This window comes from Tatumella sp. JGM91, from assembly GCF_018257575.1.
In the GTDB taxonomy this organism is placed as follows: domain Bacteria; phylum Pseudomonadota; class Gammaproteobacteria; order Enterobacterales; family Enterobacteriaceae; genus Tatumella; species Tatumella punctata.
In genome coordinates this window covers 118,558-137,926 of the sequence record NZ_JAERJP010000002.1, presented here as the reverse complement: position 1 = coordinate 137,926, position 19,369 = coordinate 118,558, and the positions used below count along the sequence as shown (strand labels likewise).

Annotated in this window: 15 protein-coding genes and 1 pseudogene; 10 read left to right on the top strand and 6 right to left on the bottom strand. The window is 44.5% G+C overall.

Annotated features, from left to right (window positions below):
- Positions 1–134 precede the first annotated feature (134 nt).
- Complete coding sequence (locus JK198_RS02175; RefSeq protein ID WP_212708280.1) at positions 135–1,409, bottom strand: YeaH/YhbH family protein; 1,275 nt, start codon at positions 1,407–1,409, stop codon at positions 135–137.
- Between the two features lie 88 nt (positions 1,410–1,497).
- On the bottom strand, positions 1,498–3,432 hold the full coding sequence (locus JK198_RS02170) for a PrkA family serine protein kinase (protein ID WP_212708281.1): 1,935 nt from the start codon (positions 3,430–3,432) through the stop codon (positions 1,498–1,500).
- A 400-nt stretch (positions 3,433–3,832) separates the two neighbouring features.
- Between JK198_RS02170 and JK198_RS02165 the strand changes: the two genes are divergently transcribed.
- On the top strand, positions 3,833–4,582 hold the full coding sequence (locus tag JK198_RS02165) for a MipA/OmpV family protein (protein ID WP_249213229.1): 750 nt from the start codon (positions 3,833–3,835) through the stop codon (positions 4,580–4,582).
- Positions 4,583–4,644: 62 nt separating this feature from the next.
- Here JK198_RS02165 and JK198_RS02160 read toward each other — a convergent pair whose 3' ends face one another.
- Positions 4,645–5,514 (bottom strand): D-hexose-6-phosphate mutarotase, encoded by an 870-nt coding sequence (locus JK198_RS02160; protein WP_212710224.1) that lies wholly within the window; start codon positions 5,512–5,514, stop codon positions 4,645–4,647.
- 88 nt (positions 5,515–5,602) lie between these two features.
- Complete coding sequence (gene gapA / locus JK198_RS02155; protein WP_212708283.1) at positions 5,603–6,601, bottom strand: glyceraldehyde-3-phosphate dehydrogenase; 999 nt, start codon at positions 6,599–6,601, stop codon at positions 5,603–5,605.
- Between the two features lie 320 nt (positions 6,602–6,921).
- On the opposite strand from gapA, the gene msrB reads away from it, so the two are divergent.
- Complete coding sequence (gene msrB / locus JK198_RS02150; protein ID WP_212710223.1) at positions 6,922–7,332, top strand: peptide-methionine (R)-S-oxide reductase MsrB; 411 nt, start codon at positions 6,922–6,924, stop codon at positions 7,330–7,332.
- A 3-nt stretch (positions 7,333–7,335) separates the two neighbouring features.
- Positions 7,336–7,617 carry a DUF1315 family protein gene (locus JK198_RS02145; RefSeq protein WP_212708285.1) on the top strand — a complete coding sequence of 94 codons (282 nt, stop codon included), beginning with the start codon at positions 7,336–7,338 and terminating at the stop codon, positions 7,615–7,617.
- A gap of 39 nt (positions 7,618–7,656) precedes the next feature.
- On the opposite strand, the gene ansA is transcribed toward JK198_RS02145, so the two are convergent.
- Both ansA and sppA read right to left on the bottom strand, forming a co-directional pair.
- Entirely contained in the window at positions 7,657–8,670 is a 1,014-nt protein-coding gene (ansA, locus tag JK198_RS02140) for an asparaginase (protein ID WP_212708286.1), read from the bottom strand.
- Positions 8,671–8,773: 103 nt separating this feature from the next.
- Positions 8,774–10,639: a signal peptide peptidase SppA gene (sppA, locus tag JK198_RS02135; RefSeq protein ID WP_212708287.1), complete on the bottom strand. Its 1,866-nt coding sequence runs from the start codon at positions 10,637–10,639 to the stop codon at positions 8,774–8,776.
- A gap of 172 nt (positions 10,640–10,811) precedes the next feature.
- Between sppA and JK198_RS02130 the strand changes: the two genes are divergently transcribed.
- From JK198_RS02130 to JK198_RS02100, 7 genes and pseudogenes are all read left to right on the top strand, one after another.
- Entirely contained in the window at positions 10,812–11,360 is a 549-nt protein-coding gene (locus tag JK198_RS02130) for an NAD(P)H nitroreductase (protein WP_212710222.1), read from the top strand.
- A 181-nt stretch (positions 11,361–11,541) separates the two neighbouring features.
- A pseudogene (locus JK198_RS02125) lies at positions 11,542–11,859 on the top strand (toprim domain-containing protein); the annotation flags it as partial.
- 82 nt (positions 11,860–11,941) lie between these two features.
- Positions 11,942–13,273 (top strand): site-specific integrase, encoded by a 1,332-nt coding sequence (locus JK198_RS02120; RefSeq protein WP_212708289.1) that lies wholly within the window; start codon positions 11,942–11,944, stop codon positions 13,271–13,273.
- Positions 13,274–13,275: 2 nt separating this feature from the next.
- Complete coding sequence (locus JK198_RS02115; RefSeq protein ID WP_212708290.1) at positions 13,276–15,060, top strand: hypothetical protein; 1,785 nt, start codon at positions 13,276–13,278, stop codon at positions 15,058–15,060.
- The gene (locus JK198_RS02110; RefSeq protein ID WP_212708291.1) at positions 15,060–16,937 is read left to right on the top strand and encodes a site-specific integrase; all 1,878 of its coding nucleotides are present in this window, start codon (positions 15,060–15,062) and stop codon (positions 16,935–16,937) included. The genes JK198_RS02115 and JK198_RS02110 overlap by 1 nt, the downstream gene beginning before the upstream one ends.
- The gene (locus JK198_RS02105) at positions 16,930–17,406 is read left to right on the top strand and encodes a hypothetical protein (protein WP_212708292.1); all 477 of its coding nucleotides are present in this window, start codon (positions 16,930–16,932) and stop codon (positions 17,404–17,406) included. The genes JK198_RS02110 and JK198_RS02105 overlap by 8 nt, the downstream gene beginning before the upstream one ends.
- Positions 17,403–19,319, top strand: coding sequence for a DNA topoisomerase III (locus JK198_RS02100; RefSeq protein ID WP_212708293.1), 1,917 nt, complete (start codon positions 17,403–17,405; stop codon positions 19,317–19,319). Before JK198_RS02105 ends, JK198_RS02100 begins: the two co-directional genes overlap by 4 nt.
- Positions 19,320–19,369 lie beyond the last annotated feature (50 nt).

Genomic DNA, 19,369 nt, shown 5'->3' with positions numbered 1-19,369 from the left:
CGGTACCAGGTACAGGATCAGCCGGTGATACTTGCCGGGTGATAAGTATACCGTTTGCCGGCACTGAATTGAATCATTGATTAGCAGGACTGTTATTGCTGTAAAAATACCGGCCACCGTCAGTGGCCATCAGATCAGTTACCGGTTGTCTGGCGGCGGAATAATTCACGAAATACCGGATAGATATCTTCAGGTTCGCGGACCGGCTGGATAGCAATATTATCAAACTGATGCTGTAGCTGTTCATATTCCCGCCACAGAGTCTGATGAGCACGGCGGGTGATTTCTATATAACTGTAATAACGGACTACCGGCAGCAGCTGACTGGCCAGTAGCTGGTAGCACAACGGCGAATCATCGGCCCAGTTATCACCGTCAGAAGCCTGTGCGGCATAAATATTCCATTGTAACGGGTCGTAGCGTTGTTTAATCACCTGGTCCATCAGTTTCAGGGCACTGGAGACAATGGTTCCCCCGGTCTCCTGAGAGTAAAAAAATTCCTGTTCGTCGACTTCTTTAGCCTGCGTATGGTGCCGGATATAGACTACTTCGACATTTTTATAACGGCGGCTAAGAAATAAATACAGCAGAATATAAAACCGTTTTGCCATATCCCTGGTCGGCTGATCCATCGAACCTGAAACATCCATCAGGCAGAACATGACAGCCTGGCTGGAAGGTTCGGGATGTTTTTCAACATTTTTATAGCGCAGGTCGAAAGTATCAATAAAAGGCACTCTGTCTATCGCCGCTTTCAGGCTGGCAATTTCAGCGGATAATCGCTGCTCTTCCATCAGCTGAACCGGGTCCTGATCGCGGATGGCTTGCAGTGACTGTTCCAGCTCCCGGAGCTGACGGCGTTTAGCCGCAGTCATGGCGGTACGGCGGGCGAGTGAATTTTGTAACGAACGAACCACACTGATATTCGAAGCAACGCCGTGAGCAGTATAGCCGGCACGCTGTACTTTGTATTCAGTGAGCCGGTGATGGTCATTTTTCTGTAAATCCGGCAGCTCCAAATCATCAAACAACAGATCCAGATATTCGTCTTTAGACAGGGTAAAGCTGAATGAATCTTCGCCTTCACCTTGCGGGCTGGCATCCCCCTGAGCACTGCCATTTCCCGCACCGCCTGACTGACGTTCGATACGGTCGCGGGTGATAAACTGATCATTTCCGGGATACACCCGCACCCGGTTGCCGCCGGCCCCCTGATGAAATACCGGTTCAAGGATATCAGCGACCGGAATCGACACAGACTCAGCGCTTTCTGTATCAGTGACAGAACGTTTCTTGATGGCTTCTGAAAGCGACTTCTTAATTTGTGATTTATAACGACGTAAAAAGCGCTGCCGGTTGACCGCACTTTTATTTTTGCCGTTGAGTCGCCGATCGATAAAATAGGACATAGCATACCCCCGGGCATATTCTGTGAAACGGGCCAGCTTACGACAGCCCGCTAACGGAAGACCCTCAGATCCTCCGTTAGCTTAGTAGTTAAGAAGATTTTCGTACCCGCAGATACCATTCACACAGCAGACGTACCTGTTTGCGGGTATAACCTTTTTCCATCATCCGGTCGATAAAATCATCATGCTTTTTCTGTTCATCGGTAGAAGTTTTGGTATTAAACGAGATCACCGGTAACAGTTCTTCCGTATTGGAAAACATTTTCTTCTCTATCACCGTCCTGAGCTTTTCATAACTGGTCCAGTTCGGATTACTGCCGCCATTCTGTGCTCTGGCCCGTAAGACGAAGTTAACTATTTCGTTGCGAAAATCCTTAGGATTGCTGATCCCGGCGGGTTTCTCAATTTTTTCCAGTTCAGTATTCAGTGACTCACGGTCGAACAGTTGTCCGGTATCCGGGTCGCGGTACTCCTGATCCTGGATCCAGAAATCAGCATAAGTCACATAGCGGTCAAAAATATTCTGTCCATATTCGGAGTAAGACTCCAGATAGGCTGTTTGTATCTCTTTACCGATAAACTCAGCATATTTCGGGATCAGATAGCCTTTGATACATTCCAGATAGTTTCCGGCTTGTTGCTCAGGGAATTGTTCCCGTTCAATCTGCTGTTCCAGGACATAAAACAGATGAACCGGATTGGCAGCCACTTCCGTATGATCAAAGTTAAAAACCCGTGACAATATTTTAAAAGCAAAACGGGTAGATAAGCCGTTCATACCTTCATCGACACCGGCATAATCGTGATATTCCTGCCAGGATTTTGCTTTCGGGTCTGTATCTTTCAGGGTTTCGCCATCATAGACCCGCATTTTTGAGTAAATACTCGAATTTTCAGGAGACTTCAGCCGCGAAAGGATAATAAAACGCGCCAGGGTTTCCAGGGTGCCGGGTGCACAAGGGGCATTGTCCAGCTCACTGTTACTCAGCAGTTTCTGATAAATCTTGATTTCTTCTGATACCCGCAGGCAGTAAGGAACTTTGACAATATAAACACGGTCAAGGAAGGCTTCGTTGTTTTTGTTATTACGGAACCGGACCCATTCGGATTCATTAGAGTGGGCCAGAATAATACCATTAAACGGCAGGGCAGAGATGCCCTCGGTACCATTATAGTTACCTTCCTGGGTCGCGGTGAGTAACGGATGAAGCACCTTGATTGGCGCTTTAAACATTTCGACAAACTCCATGATCCCCTGGTTAGCACGACACAGGGCTCCGGAATAACTGTAAGCATCCGGGTCATTTTGTGCAAAGTGTTCCAGTTTTCTGATATCGACTTTACCCACCAGTGCCGAAATATCCTGATTATTCTCATCGCCCGGTTCAGTTTTTGCGATAGCCAGCTGATGCAGCACTGACGGCCAGACCTTAACCACCTGGAAACGGGTAATGTCGCCGCCGAATTCATGCAGACGTTTCGCTGCCCAGGGCGACATAATCGTGCCAGTGTAACGCCGCGGGATAGCATATTCTTTCTCCAGCAGTCCGGCATCTTCCTGAGGACTGAACAGACAAAGAGGATGGTCATTGACCGGACTATGCTCCCCGTTGGCACTCAGCACATAGATGGGGACCCGCTGAATAAGGGCTTTCAGCCGTTCAGCCAGCGAGGATTTACCTCCCCCGACCGGCCCCAGCAGATAAAGGATCTGTTTCTTCTCTTCGAGGCCCTGAGCGGCGTGCTTCAGATAAGCAACGATTTGTTCTATCGCGTCTTCCATCCCGTAAAATTCTTCAAAGGCAGGATAGCGTGACACAATCCGGTTAGAGAAAATCCGCGATAACCTCGGATCCTGAGCCGTGTCTACCATCACCGGTTTTCCGATAGCGGTCAGTAACCGTTCGGCGGCATTCGCATAGGCACTGCGGTCCTGTTTACAGAGTGAAAGAAATTCCTGCAATGTGAACGCTTCGTCTTTGGCCGCTTCGTAACGCTGGCGATAATGATCGAATATATTCATAGGGATGCCCGTCCTTTCAGTGTTAGCACAGGTAGAGGAGCGTGTTCCTGCAGGATCTGCCCCCGGAGATACGGCCCGGTGATCAGTCATTTCCCCCTGACAGGGGGCACAAAAATATAAGGGACGGAAAACAGAAAATAGTCACTGTTTACCGGGCCGTATCATTTAACTGTAGTAATTATCTGGCAATTTTCCTCTGTTTATCAGATGCGGCGTAACCCTTATGATTAACGGAGGAGTTATAAGTGCGGGCTTTCCGGCTAAGTTGCGGTTTGCTGCCGCCCGGCGGACAGGGAAATAATGTAAAATAAAATGTGATCAATCTGTGCTCAGGTGATTCTAGTCAGCATCCTGTAAGGATAAACTGCGCCAGTTAATATAATTACAGGACTTTGTTATTTTGAAAAAATCACTTTTTTGCGTAAGTACCCTGATAGGGGCGTGCTTTTCTGGTCAGGTATTGGCGGAAAATACGCCGTTAACCTTAGGCGCGTCGGTACTCTTTATGCAATCGCCATATCACGGCGATAAAAATAAATATTACCCGCTGCCGCTGGTGGATTATCAGGGTGAGCACTTTTTTATTTCCGGCTGGCAGGCGGGTTATAATCTGTGGAAAGATGATCAGGACCAGTTCTCCCTGATTATTACGACCTCCGGGGAAGAGTTCAAACCGGGTAAAAATGACTACAGTGACATGAAGCGGCTGGATAAACGTCATATGACTCTGATGGGCGGTGGGATGTGGCAGCACACTGCCGACTGGGGGGTTCTGAAAACGTCACTGACAGGCGATGTACTCGACGAAAGCAACGGGCTGATCTGGAATACTAACTGGCATTATCCGTTAATGATTGGCGGGTTTTCCGTCAACCCGGGGGCGGGGGTCAGCTGGAATAGTGCTCATCAGACAGATTATTACTACGGCGTTTCTTCTGCTGAATCGGCCAGATCCGGGATCTCGCGCTATCATACGGGGGACAGCTGGAATCCGTATGCCGAAGTCAGCGCTATTTATCCATTAACCGAACGCTGGCAACTGGGATTCGGCGGTCGTTATCAGTGGTTTGATAGCGCCATTAAAGACAGCCCGATGGTGGCAAAATCCGGCCAGTTAATGGTGTGGAGTGGTGTCAGTTACACTTTCTGAGTGATCAGATAAAAACGGGACAATCAACACAGTCCCGTTTTTACTTGCGGTACGTTATAAGGTTATTTATTGACCCGAAAAGTGACGCCTAAACGGGCAGGGGCATCAGCTTTACTGACCATCGGGACCGAAATCCGTGCGGTTTCCACACACACCATGGTTTTATAACCATCATTCGTCATATCATCCATACTGCAGGACAATTCAGGCCCCGGATTCCATGTGACAACGTCACTTTTATTGTGGTGGCAGATGCCCAGCTGACGTTCGCCGCGGCTATCTGTAATGACATTACAGTCATCAGCTGCGGTAAAAATGCGATCGACACGTGCCGGATAAGTTTGCGGTGACGTCAGCTCACCTTGTGTATTGCCGGTCACTTTATCAGTAAATGGCTGTCCCAGACCGCTGACGGATACCCCGCTGATATCAGCGACCTGAAAGTAACTGTGCAGTGCCGCGGTGGACTGATAATCACCGTGAGCTTCCAGTTCAATTTCACACTGCCGGCCGAGCCTGAAACGGGCAATCAGGGTAAACTCATAAGGCCAGAGTTTCAGGGTCTGTGGTGAATGCTTCAGTTCGAAAGTTAACATAACACCCTGGTCATTTTCATCATGGGCCAGTAACGTCCAGGACAGGTTGCGGGCAAAACCATGTGCCGGTGTACCGGCTGGCCCGAACCATGGCCAGCAGACGGGAACCCCGCCGCGCAGAGCTTTTCCTGTCTTAAAGGGCGTCTGACTGCTCAGCCAGATCACCGGTTTTTCACCTGAGGGCTGCCATGAGATCAGCTGGGCACCTTGTAAAGCAACCACTGCATGTACCAGAGGATGATTAACGACAATCAGTGGTAACTGATCTTTCTGACGCTGAGAAATATAAGGGGTTATCTGACGGATTACCGGCAGTTTATATAAAGTGTCCTGCATTTTCTCACCTCAAAAAATGATAGCCCTGATAATAGAAAAAAGGGCGACCGAAGTCGCCCATAGCTGTTTCTGTGTTAGCGGCAGCTGATTATTTAGCAGCAACCAGTGCAATCAGATCCAGTACTTTGTGAGAGTAACCGGTTTCGTTATCGTACCAGGAAACCAGTTTTACAAAGTTATCATTCAGAGCGATACCTGCTTTGGCATCGAATACGGAGGTGCAGACTTCGCCGTTAAAGTCGGTAGAGACTACGTCGTCTTCGGTATAGCCCAGAACACCCTTCATCGGGCCTTCGGAAGCGGCTTTGATAGCTGATTTGATCTGTTCGTAAGTGGCTGGTTTTTCCAGACGTACGGTCAGGTCAACGACAGAAACGTTTGGTGTTGGTACACGGAAAGCCATACCGGTCAGTTTACCGTTCAGTTCAGGCAGCACTTTACCGACAGCTTTAGCTGCACCGGTAGAAGAAGGGATGATGTTCTGAGAAGCACCACGGCCACCACGCCAGTCTTTATGAGACGGGCCATCAACCGTTTTCTGGGTAGCAGTCGTTGCATGAACGGTGGTCATCAGACCTTCGATGATACCAAAGTTATCGTTGATAACTTTTGCCAGAGGAGCCAGGCAGTTGGTAGTACAGGAGGCATTGGAAACGATATCCTGGCCGGCATATTTTTCAAAGTTAGCACCGCGTACAAACATCGGGGTGTTATCTTTAGAAGGGCCAGTCAGCACAACTTTTTTGGCACCCGCAGTAATGTGTTTACGTGCAGTCTCGTCGGTCAGGAAGATACCTGTCGCTTCGGCAACCACGTCAACACCCACTTCATCCCATTTCAGGTTTGCAGGATCTTTTTCGCTGGTTACGCGGATTTTTTTACCATTGACGATTAATGCACCCTCTTTTACTTCAACAGTACCGTCAAACCGGCCATGAGTGGAGTCATACTTCAGCATGTACGCCATGTAATCCGCGTCGAGCAGGTCGTTGATTGCAACGATCTCGATATCTGAACGCTGTTGCGCAGCACGAAAAACAATGCGACCGATACGGCCAAAACCGTTAATACCTACTTTGATAGTCATATATTCCACCAGCTATTGGTTATTGAATAAAAGGTTGGCTGTAAAATTACAAAAACCGCTGCAGGCGTCAAGCTTAATCGTGTCAATTGTTGTGGCAGATCAATCATCGGACGCCCTTTGCACACCGAAAAATGATTAGTTTACCTTATCAGAACGCGCTGCAGAGCCTGTCCGCGGCGGGGCGAAAAAAAAGGTATAGCTCACAGTTTCAGGTGATACTGCCGGGGTTAGCGGCATCAGCACAAATTGCCAGCCCCATTTTGTTACCTGTTTGTTATAGTAGTCGATAGTTGTGTTTGTTTACAGTCAATGGATGTCCAATGTCGTCAGAAAATAAAAACCATGGCTCACAGCCTGCGCTTACCGAAATGCAGCACTATGTTACACAGCAACGCGGTACGGAACCGCCGTTCAGCGGGGCTTTGTTGCATAACAAGCAACAGGGGATTTATCATTGCCTGGTCTGTAATGTGCCGCTTTTTTACTCGGACAGTAAATACGACTCAGGATGCGGCTGGCCAAGCTTTTATCAGCCGGTGAATAATCAGGCCATTCGTTACCTGGAAGATATTTCTCATGGTATGCAGCGCATTGAGATCCGCTGTGCTCACTGTGATGCTCATCTGGGACATGTTTTCCCGGACGGACCGCAGCCAACCGGTGAGCGTTACTGCGTCAATTCGGCGTCACTGAATTTTACTGATCCACAAGGCAAAGTTACTTCGGGATAACTGATGAATAAAACACTTGAAACCTTACTGGCAGGCATGACACCGGACGTTTATCAGCGGCTGGTGACCGCGACTGAAACCGGAAAGTGGCCTGATGGCGTCGCGCTGACACCGCAACAGCGTGAGCACAGTCTGCAGCTGGTTATGTTATGGCAGGCTCAGCACAATGATAATCCGGCACATATGTCGATTGGCAAAGGCGGAGAGATGGTGATCAAAACCAAACAACAGCTCAAACAGGCGTTTGGTATTGACGAGAGCAGGGTCAGACTGACCCTGAACTGAAAATATCACGGATCTGCCGGCAGGCAGATCCGTACTGCCTCAGTCGGGAGTTAATTCGCCCCGCAGATTACACTGCATTAGCTGACGAATCTCTTGCGGCGAATAACCGGCGGAAAGCAGATAATGGAGTTTGGTTAAGGTTGCTTCCACCGTCAGATCAAAACCACTGATAACCCCTGCATTTTCCAGCGCATTACCGGTCGCATAGCCCCCCATATTCACTTTGCCGGAAAGGCATTGTGTCAGATTGACAACCACAATTCCGCGTTGTGAAGCCTGTTGCAGTTCGGCCAGAAACTCCGGGTTCTGTGGTGCGTTGCCGACTCCGTAAGAGCGCAGGATCAGTGCTTTCACCGGCTGACGTAAAAAGTTACGCACGACATCGGCCGAAATGCCGGGATACAGGGTCACGACACCAACCGGCTGAGGTTCGATGGGATGCACCTTCAGAGGCCCGCTGCTGGCCGGTGCCGGGGGAGTGTGTAAACGACGAATATGAATACCGGCTTCCAGCAACGGTGTCAGATTAGGGGAGGCGAAAGCATTAAAGCCATCGGCATGGGCTTTGGTAGTACGGTTACCGCGATAAAGCGTATTATTGAAAAATAACGACACTTCATTAATCGGGTAATTCGCGGCCACAAATAGCGAGTTCAGCAGGTTTTGCTGACCATCTGAACGCAGTTCTGCCAGGGGAATTTGTGATCCGGTGACAATAACCGGCTTGCTGAGGTTTTCCAGCATAAATGACAACGCCGATGCGGTGAATGCCATGGTATCTGTACCATGCAATATCACAAAACCGTCATACAGGTCGTAGTTTTGCTGTATATCATCGGCAATCACCTGCCAGTCACGCGGTGTCATATCCGACGAGTCCATTAATGGCTGATATTCATGAATAGTAAATTCAGGCATTTCAGGACGATGGAACTCAGGCATGGTCAGCAATTGTTGTTGCAGATGACCAGAGACCGGCACATAACCATGAACGGAACGCTGCATACCGATGGTTCCGCCGGTATAGGCGACATAAATATTTTTTCTCTGCATGAAAACTCAGTGTCAGTAGTAATAAAACAGAAGACAGGATGGCGGCAGTATAAAAGTAATTGTCATGAAAAACAGCCTGAACAGGGTTCAGGCTGCATATTTTTTAATTCAATACGCCACAGTTAAGGCAATAAGCATAACGATTCTGCGGATCAACGGTCTGGCCAGTGACTCCCGGTTGCTTACTGATATCGGTCATCACTTCTGCCAGCGGGGCCGGTAACAGGGCACGGACACTGACTGGCAGCGCCGCACTGACAGAAGCACTCATCTGATCCAGCACCTGGTCAAACAATGAAGGCTGTTGCTGATACCAGTCCAGGACCGGGGTTTTGATTTGTGCCAGCTCAGCGGCTTTTTTCACTGCATCATCAAAGTCACCTAACTGGTCCACCAGGCCATTTGCTTTAGCATCACTGCCGGTCCAGACATGGCCCTGGGCTATCTGGTTAACCTGTTCGGTGGTTTTATGCCGCGATGCAGCGACCAGATTCAGGAAGTTGCTGTATCCGTTTTCGATACTGATTTGCATCATCTGCTCAACCTGTTGCGGCAGGGCTTTGGTCATTGAAACATCAGCCAGTGGCGACGTGGCGACGCCATCCGTATGCACGCCAATCGTACTCAGGGTGTTTTCGATGGTATTAATTACCCCGAAAATACCGATAGAGCCGGTAAGGGTGGTCGGGCTGGCAATAATGTAACTGGCGGGCGTTGAAATCCAGTATCCGCCGGAAGCGGCCAGACCGCCCATGGAAACAACGACCGGTTTCCCTGCCTGTTTTGCGGCCATCAGTTCTTCGCGAATAGCCTCAGAAGCAGTGACACTGCCTCCCGGGCTGTTAACCCGCAGGATAATCGCTTTGACTGCTTTATTTAACCGCGCAGCACGGATTTGCGCGACGGTTGTTTCACTGCCGACATTACCGGACGAAGATTCGCCGTCAACAATTGCCCCGTTAGCAACAATGACCGCAATATTTCCTTGCTGGCTGCTGTGGGGATCGTTGACCGGATAATTGTAGATACTGACACTGCGATAGTCATTTTCCTGAGGATCCCAGCCGAACTTTTTGATCAGTTGCTGATCCACCGCGGATCGGGTCTGCAATTCATCCACCAGTTTACTTTTCAGGGCATAGGTGGCGGTATTGCCGCCGTCTGCTTTCAGAGCGGCAATCAGATTATCTGCCCCGGGGAACACCTGCTGAGGTGTCAGTTTCCGGTTAGCAGCCACCGTCGCCAGGTAGCTGTCCCATAACTGGTTTATCCAGCGGCTGTCGGCATCTCTGGCGGCCGGTGACATATTGTCACGCAGGAAGGGTTCGACGGCTGATTTGTAAGTCCCGACACGGAACACATGTGAAGAGACTTTCAGAGTATCCAGCAGGGTTTTGAAATACAGATTGTTGGTCGCCATACCATGAATATCAATCGCACCCTGAGGCGACAGGTAGACAGTACTGGCAAAACTGGCCAGGTAGTATTGCGCCTGACTGTAATTATCGCCATACGCATAAACCGGTTTACCGCTGTCGCGGAATTCCTGTAAAGCTTTACCGATATAACGCAGGGAAGGCTGATCGCCGCCGGCAAAGTTACGCAGGTCCAGTACGATGCCGGTAATTTTATCATCGGTTTTCGCCTGACGGATCGCATCGACAATATCAAACAATGAATTCTGCTGCAGGGTTTCACTGCGGCTACCGATAAGCTCGCGGCCTATTTTACCCAGACGGTTATTGGCCGAAGGCTGATCGACAATAGTTCCGTCGATATCAAGCTTTAATGCACCGCCGGTCAGTGTTTTCGCTGAAGAAGATGAGCCACCGCTGACCTGCATCCAGATGCCGACACCTGCCACAATCAGTACCAGCAGGAACAGGTTAAGAATGAACTCCCTGATAAAATTCAATACCCGCCAGCCGGCCGATAGCAGCCTGACGATGAATCGCCCCAATGTGCGCATAATTTCTCCATTAATAGGTCAGCAGGCAGAAAGCCGGCCTGAGTTTTGATCATTCAGGCATCATCCTAAAGAGCAGCGCCTGAAATGTCAGCAGGAAATCACGACAGACTGTTACAAAAGACGTTGTTATGCCAGACTTAGCCATATCACTGCTTTTTATTACGGGAAATATATGGACGCTCTGGAACTCTTATTACAGCGCCGCTCTGCGGCCAGACTGGCTGAACCAGCACCACAAGGGGAAGCGTTAGACACTATTTTACAGGCAGGCCTACGTGCACCTGATCATGGCGGGCTTAAACCCTGGCGTTTTGTGCTGATAGAGCAGCAGGGACTGGAACGTTTCAGCCAGTTACTTTCTGCGGCCGCAGTACAGGACGGTCTGGATGATAAAGGGCAGGAAAAAGCCCGTAACGCACCTTTCCGTGCGCCGCTGATTATTACCGTTATTGCTCATTGTGAAGAACATCCTAAGGTGCCGCAGTGGGAGCAGGTTGTTTCTGCCGGATGTGCGGTGATGGCGATGCAGATGGCCGCTCAGGCTCAGGGTTTTAACGGCATCTGGCGCAGCGGCGCATGGACCGAACACCAGATCGTCAGGGACGGATTCGGTTGTCGTCCGCAGGATCAGATTGTCGGTTTTCTCTACCTCGGAACACCGCAATTAAAAGCCCCTCCGGTCGCGCCGGAAGATACTGGCGCTTTTGTCAGTTATTTCTGACAGTGTTATCTCCCTGAATCTGGCATTATCCTGATTCAGCCAGTCAGTGGCTGAGTCAGGACGTGATTTTATCACGGAGCATCACTCAGAAGAGTATTCTGCCGGGCGATACCTGCTGCTTCCCCGGTGTGAAAAAAGTAGCTTTACAGATACCCGGATTAACAAAGGAAGATCACGGTTAATGCGTTTGTTTATTGCCGAAAAGCCCAGTCTTGCGCGGGCTATTGCTGATGTTTTACCTAAACCGCACCGTCGTGGTCAAGGGTTTATTGCCTGCGGGAATGATCAGACAGTCACCTGGTGCGTCGGTCATTTGCTGGAACAGGCGCAGCCGGAAAATTATGACCCCCGTTATGCCCGCTGGTCACTGGCTGATCTGCCAATTGTGCCGGACAAATGGCAACTCAGGCCCCGTCCTGAAGTCGCCAGACAACTGAGCGTTATTGAAGAACTGTTGCAGAAAGCCACCCGGGTTGTCCATGCCGGTGACCCGGATCGGGTACTGTTACGATGTTTCCATTGAATTAGATTGTTACGTATATAATCAATGAAATTGTGAAATTTTGACGGTAAACGATTAGATGAGTCTTATTCTTTGGGAAGTGCCAAACTTTGTTGTCGATCAAAAAATTAAAATAGATATTAGTCCTGCCACTGGTGGGTTATCAGTTAATTTTGAAGGTGATGGACTGTGTATAGGTAAATTACCACTTTTATTTACAGAAGAGGGGGATAATATACATGTTGTTAATAATTGGCTTATTCATTTAAAGGTTAACTTAAGGAAAAAAGAGGTCAATACACAGGCTCAGGCATTATTACATTATTTTACTTTTCTCAGTGATATTAATGTCTTATGGGATGATATGCCGGCTCCTTTAAGAAAACGTCCAACTTATATGTTTCGGAGACATCTAAAAAACATATTCGAAAAGGGTGCGTTAGCACGAAGTACAGCTAATAGTTACCTGAGAGTAGTAATTAATTTCTATAAATTTTATTTGTCGAGAAAACATAATTTTCGATATCCTCCCTTCAATTATGAAGTGGTTAGTTTACATAGAGGATCCACACATGAATACATGCGCAGTAAATTTATTTATGTAGATACAACTGATTTAAGGTTAAAGCTACCTAATAATACGAGTCAGTTTGGATTACCTAGAAAGCTTATTCCTCTGAACAGAATAGAGTGGGAGTCAGTAGAGCTAATATGCAATGTTAGTAAAATTGGAGTATCGAAAAGTAAAAATGGAGATAAGTTCGTTGTGTTATCTGAGGAATTTCTTCTGGCTATTAAGCTGAGTAGATATTCTGGATTAAGAAGAAATGAGATTATCACTCTTAGGAATAAAGGGATTTATAAACCAGATCCTGAGCAGAATAAGAGGAAATATCTGATTGGTGCTGAGGGATTATTGCTTGACCCATTATTAGGTATTGAAACGAAAAATGGGACAGTACGTCAAGTAGAGATTCTTTCTACGTTGATGCAAGAACTGTATGATTATATTAATTCATCAAGATATATAGAGCGTAGGAAGAAATTTGAAATTCTTCATCCAGAGCAAAAAGAAAATCCACCCTTATTAATAAATCAAAATGGAGATTACTATGCTTCTAAAACATTGGATGCTCGCTGGGGAGAGGTGAGGAATTTAGTGAAAAACAAATTTCCTAACTTTTCCCATAAGTTTCATAATTTACGATCTACATATGCCGTAGAAAGATTGAACGAATTACTCAATGCAGGGATGAAAGAAGGTAACGTTCTTGATTATCTACAGTCAGTTATGGGACATAAAAATAGAGAAACTCTATTAGGCTACCTCAAGTTTTGTGAACGCGGTATTTTAACTGCAAATGAGATTCATGAATTAGCAATTGACTCTATCCTCAATAATGGAGAATAAATATGGCATTTATAAAAAATAATTCAAGGAAAACAATGATGCCATCGTTCCTCAATGAGGATAATTTAGTTAATATTAATATGCGTGATCACACGATAGTTGATAATGGTAAAATAGCGAATTTTGAGCGGTTACTGTATCGGGGATGTCCAATTTTACCCCTGGATGGATATAGAGTAGCTATACCAATAAATCAACCAGATATTGTTGACGCTAATAGGAGGAGTCTCGTTGTCAGTATATTTAATATATTATGTTACTTAGATGCTACTAATAGAACTAAAATTAATATTTTCAATGAATTAGTTAGATTTATAAGAATGTCTGAGGCTCAGGGTTTTGAAGAGATATTTTGCATTGGTTCTATTTTGTTTTATTCCAAAAGTCTTGTTGATCATTACAATAAAGGGGTTAAAGGTAAAACTCTACTTTCAAGACAGAATTCAATTAAAGTCTTATTAAGACAATTAGATCCAGATCTTTTTAACAAATGCAATGACTACTTTATTAAATTTCCTCATGATACTAAAAGTGCTGAGCCTTATACTGATGATGAAATCAAAGAGTTAATTCCTGCGTTAAGTTTTATTTTCAATGATTATTGCAAACATATTGAGAGTGGAACTATACCAAAAATTTTTCCTCTTTATGATATTGATGATTCTAATGGTGAGCAGAGATATGAGAATGTGAATTTGTCAGAAAGAACGGTTTCATATTATAGCCATGATATGGTATGGGTGAGTGATTTAGTTAGAGTAGCTTATTACCTAACATGCTTTTATACAGGTGCAAATGCAACATCACTCTTGAAAATGAAAAAATCAGATCTAAGTGATGAGTTATTCACTGATATTACAAGGAAGATATATAAGCTCAAAATCAAGAAGGGGCGCCAGAATGGTCGAGTCAATGAAATAAATGTCGGTTTTACTCGCGAGGCAAAGATTTTTTTCGAAAGATGGATTAGAATAATTGATGTCATAGATCCTTATGAGGATGGTTTTTTATTTCCTAACCCATCTGATGGGAAAAAGTCATATATGACAGATTCTAGTGCGAGAATTCTGAGTAATTTATTTACAGATCTTGGATTGCCGATACTAAGTAGCCAGCGCTTTAGAAAAACCAAAGCATCACTTATTATGCGAGCAACAGAAAGTGTTTTTTTTGTTTCACAAGGTTTGAATAACACAGTAGAAACATCAGCAAAATATTATGCTGATGGTAATCCTACCACAGTTGAATTTTCACTGGCGTCTGCACTATATATTAGGGAGCAGTCTGCATTAGGAAAACCATTAGATAAAGTAATTGAGGATAGTAAATTCATTTATAAAGACCCACTTAAAGAGAGTGAGGTGAGCCAAAAATTTAAGAAACTTACTAATGGGTTAAGATGTGGTGGTTCCTTTAAACATAAATCAAAGAATTTAAAAAGTGACTTAATAAAAAATGGATTGGCAAATGATAGTGATATAGTTGCTTGCCATAAGTTTCTTGAATGTTTTGGATGTAAACATCATGCTGTTGTTGCTGAAGTTGATGATGTTTGGTTATTACTTTCCTTCAATGATATCATTTTGGAATCAATAACAAGGCCAGCAATTAATTCTCATCCATCTTACTTATTAAGTAAGGTTAGTAATACAGTACAACTCATTATTGATAGAATGAAAAAAGATCACACAATAATATATAATAAAGCTTATAACAAATATCTGGATAGTGTTCACCCCCTTTGGGATAGTGTTGATGACTTAGAGTTAATGTTGGGAATTTACTAATGAAAAAATTTAAAAAAACAGAACATGACCTCTCTGCTGGTGATATTATTGTTTCAAGGGACTCTGAAGGAAAACCTTACAGCTATTATAATTCAGATGTTTGGAATTTTTGGTCATTGGATTTTGATGTTTCATTTACACGTTTGTCTGGTGAATTCAAACTAACGGTAAAGTCCTTAGTTCATGAAATAATATTGGCTAATAGTCTTAAATCTAAAAAAAGCACCATTTTGAATATTATTTCAGGTGGGGTTATTTTTCAAAAGTGCATCATTGAAAACAATGGTACTTCATACGATGATATTAATGATGATGAAAAATACAGAAATATATTATTTATTGCAAAAAAACAAGGCCTGAAGTTCAAAACGTGGAAAAACTATCTTATTTTTTTGTCTCATTTATATGAGTTTGGATTCACGAAAAGAATAGTTGAAAATTACGAAAGTTTATCCCATTACCTATCGGTAAGTGGAGAGTCTGTATCTCAAGCAGTTTGCATCCCTGAAAAAATCTCTTCAAAATATTATGGCGAAGCTTTAAGAATAGTTGATTTTTATCATCCGCATCGAAAAGTGATATCCACTTTGTATGAGGAGTTTATGTTTTTATATACCAAATGGGAGAAGCATTATTCTTGTACTGCTACGGTTAAAAGACATGCTCTTAAAAGTATGGGCGAAATACCAAATGATCTAAATATAGAATTAGACTACAGTGGATTGTGGTTATCTTGGCTTAGAGGTGCTTGCTATATTGTAATAGCTGCATTTACAGGTTGTAGGGATGGAGAAATAAAGTCTTTTAATATACATTCTTATCAAGAGAAAAAATATGCAGGCATGACCATTCCTATATTACATGGTTTGGATACAAAACCTAATCTAGGTGGAATAGCTCGTTCTACATCATGGGTCACCATACCGAGTGCGAAAAAAGCAATAGAGCTACTTTGGGATGCTTTTGGTTTTGCCCGTGAAAAATGGAAAAAACAAGCAGATTCGATAACGCATATTGATGAAAAGAATAATTTCTTAAAGAAAGTAGACTGCTTATTTATAACTCTTCCCCATATGAGAGGTCATCGACCCAATGCTAGTAGACAATCAATGTCTCATTCTCTTAATAACTTCGTAAAGTTACTTGGTTATCGAGCAACAGAAAATGATGTCCGAGAGTTTGATTTGCTCAATCCCACAAGAAAGGGTGAGCTAAAAGTTGGAGAAACTTTAAAAGTACATCCTCACGCATTTCGTCGGACGTTTGCTGTCTATTTGGTTAGGAATAAATTAGCATCATTACTTGATGTTAAGTATCAGTTTAAACATATGAATATTACTATGACGTCTTGGTATGCAAATCAAGCAAATATTGCGTCGTATGTTGATATGATGATTGATACAGATCTACAAAATGAAATCGCTGGAGAGAATCAAGAGCATATGACAGAGGTCTTCTATCACATATATAATGACGCAGAAATATTGTCTGGTCATGAGGGTAAGAGAATTAAAAGCCTTCGAGAGCAGGGTGATACGCGTTTTTATTTAGATAGAAATGAGATTCGTAAACAATTACAGGATGGTCAACTTTCTATTGTTGAGCACCCCGCAGGGTATTGTACTAATCCAAATTGTGATAGAATTTGTGACATGACTACATGTAAGTACAAAGTTGTGACAACAGATAAAGCAAAATCACTTCTCGATATTAGAGAAAAGTTAATTAAAAAGTTCAGTGATATTGAATCTCTTGGGTTAGACATGCCTAATGTTACATCTAAACTGTTTTATGAAATAAAATCTATTGAGCAAGTTTTATCAGAGCATGATCTTGGATATGTTCCTTTTGATAAAAGGATATTCATTAATGAATAATTATAAAAATATTGATGATAGAGCATTGCTCACACTTGAAAGGCTTGAGCAAGCTTTGAATAGGCTAGTAAATGGAGTTCCTGAGCGTACCCCAAATGATGGGAGATTGAGTCTTAGCCGTATAAACAAAGAGGCTGGGCTTAGTTCTGGTGGTATTTATTATTATAAAGACTTTGTTGTAAAAGCAAAGGATATTATAGATAGACAAAAATTTGAAAGTGCAACAGATCTTGTAGCTTCTGGTAAAGCTTCGGTAGACAAAATACGCGCACAAAGAGATAAGGAACGCGAGTTAAAGGAGCGCTATAAGGTGCAAAGAGACGATATCAAAGCCTTTTGCGATAAGATTATTGCTAAAAATGCCCAGTTAGAATTCTCTTTGTTCGAAGCATTCGATAAGATCAAAGATCTGGAAAGGGAAGTATCAGCACTCAAGATTGTTGATATAAGCAGCAGGAGAAGTCAGTGATTTTGTACATAGCTGAAAAGCCGAGTGTTGGCAGGGCAGTTGCTGATGTTATGCCTAAACCGCATCAAAAGGGTGACGGGTTTATTAAAACCGCCAACGGTGATGTGGTAACTTGGTGTATTGGCCATTTACTCGAACAGGCTGAGCCTGATGCCTATAACCCTGATTTTAAAAAGTGGCGCAGGGAGCACCTACCTATTGTGCCAGTGGAGTGGAAACACTCAGTAAAGCCCGCCACACAAAAGCAATTTAACGTTATAAAAAAACTAATTAACGAAGCTGATGTGCTGGTCAATATGGGCGATCCCGATAGAGTCGGGCAAATTCTGGTTGATGAGATTATCAATTATTGCGGTGTACCAAAAGAGAAGCGTGAAGCAGCCAAGCGCTGTTTGATTAACGATATGAACGCCGATGCTATCCAACGTGCGCTAAATGACCTACGCCGTAATATCGATTTTATCCCTCTGGCTACTTCAGCATTAGCGCGTGCACGAGCTGACTGGCTCTATGGCATCAATATGACTCGTTTATGTACCTTACGGGGGCAGTCATCGGGTTATAACGGTGTGCTGTCTGTAGGGCGAGTACAGACGCCAGTATTAGGTTTGGTCGTTAATCGGGATTTAGAAATCGAGACTTTTGTCTCAAAACCCTTCTATGACGTGTTTATCGATCTTAAAACCGATAAAGACCAAATTTATACGGCAAAATGGAAACCGAGTGCCGCCTGTGAACCGTATATGGATGAAGAGGGGCGATTGGTGTTGAAAAAATTGGCTGAAACCGTATTGAATAAAGTAACAGGCCAGCCAGCAACTGTGGTTGCGGTAACTGAAGAACGGGCGAAACAAGCCCCGCCATTACCCTATAATTTGTCAGCACTGCAAATCGATGCTTCCAGACGTTTTAATCTCAATGCCCAAAAGACGCTCGATGTGTGCCAGCAGCTGTATGAGAAACATAAGCTGATTACCTATCCTCGTTCAGATTGCCGTTATCTGCCCAGCGGACACTTTGGCGATACACATAGAGTCACTCAAGCGATCCCTAAAACTATCCCTGGACTGGCGACAGCTGTTGAAATTGCCGATTTGTCAGTCAAATCTAAGGCGTGGAATGATGATAAAGTGAGTGCGCACCATGCCATTATCCCGACCAGTCGTGGCGTTGATTCGAGCCGTCTGTCGCTTGATGAGCAGAACATCTATGAACTGGTCGCCAGACAGTATTTGATGCAGTTTTATCCACCTTTTCAATATCAGGAAAAGCAGATCGATACAGAAGTGCACGGCGGCTTATTTATCAGCAGGCAAAAAGAAGTTGTGGATAAAGGCTGGAAGGCACTATTACCGGAGCGGAAATCAACATCTGAAGATCCAGAGTTCTCAGCTGTAAGATTGCCAGAGGTCATCAAAGGGGAGGAGGTACTCTGTGTGGATGGCAAGCTGGATGAAAAAAACACCTCACCGCCACGTCACTTTACCGATGCCACTTTGCTATCAGCCATGACGGGCATAGCCAGATACGTCACCGATAGAGCGATTAAAAAGGTGCTCAGAGAGACAGATGGCTTGGGAACAGAAGCGACCCGAGCCGGTATCATTGAATTACTATTTAAGCGTGACTATTTGACCAAAAAAGGCAAAGAAATTCATGCTACTGATATTGGCCGTAGGTTGATACTATCTCTTCCAGAAGCTATGACAAAGCCTGATATGACAGCACATTGGGAATCTCAGCTAGAGGCTATTTCTGAGAAAAAAATCAAGTATAGCCAGTTTATGCAACCGTTGGTTGATGGGCTACATGTATTTATTCATCAGGTAGATAATATCCGTTTTGAAGGGTTGAGAGGTTTAGGAAAGGCTCCCTATAAAAAGCCTTCAGCGAAAAAGTCAGTTAAACGGTAGAGTAAAGACTGATATTAGTAGCGAGGTTGTTACGACTTCATGTAGCAAAG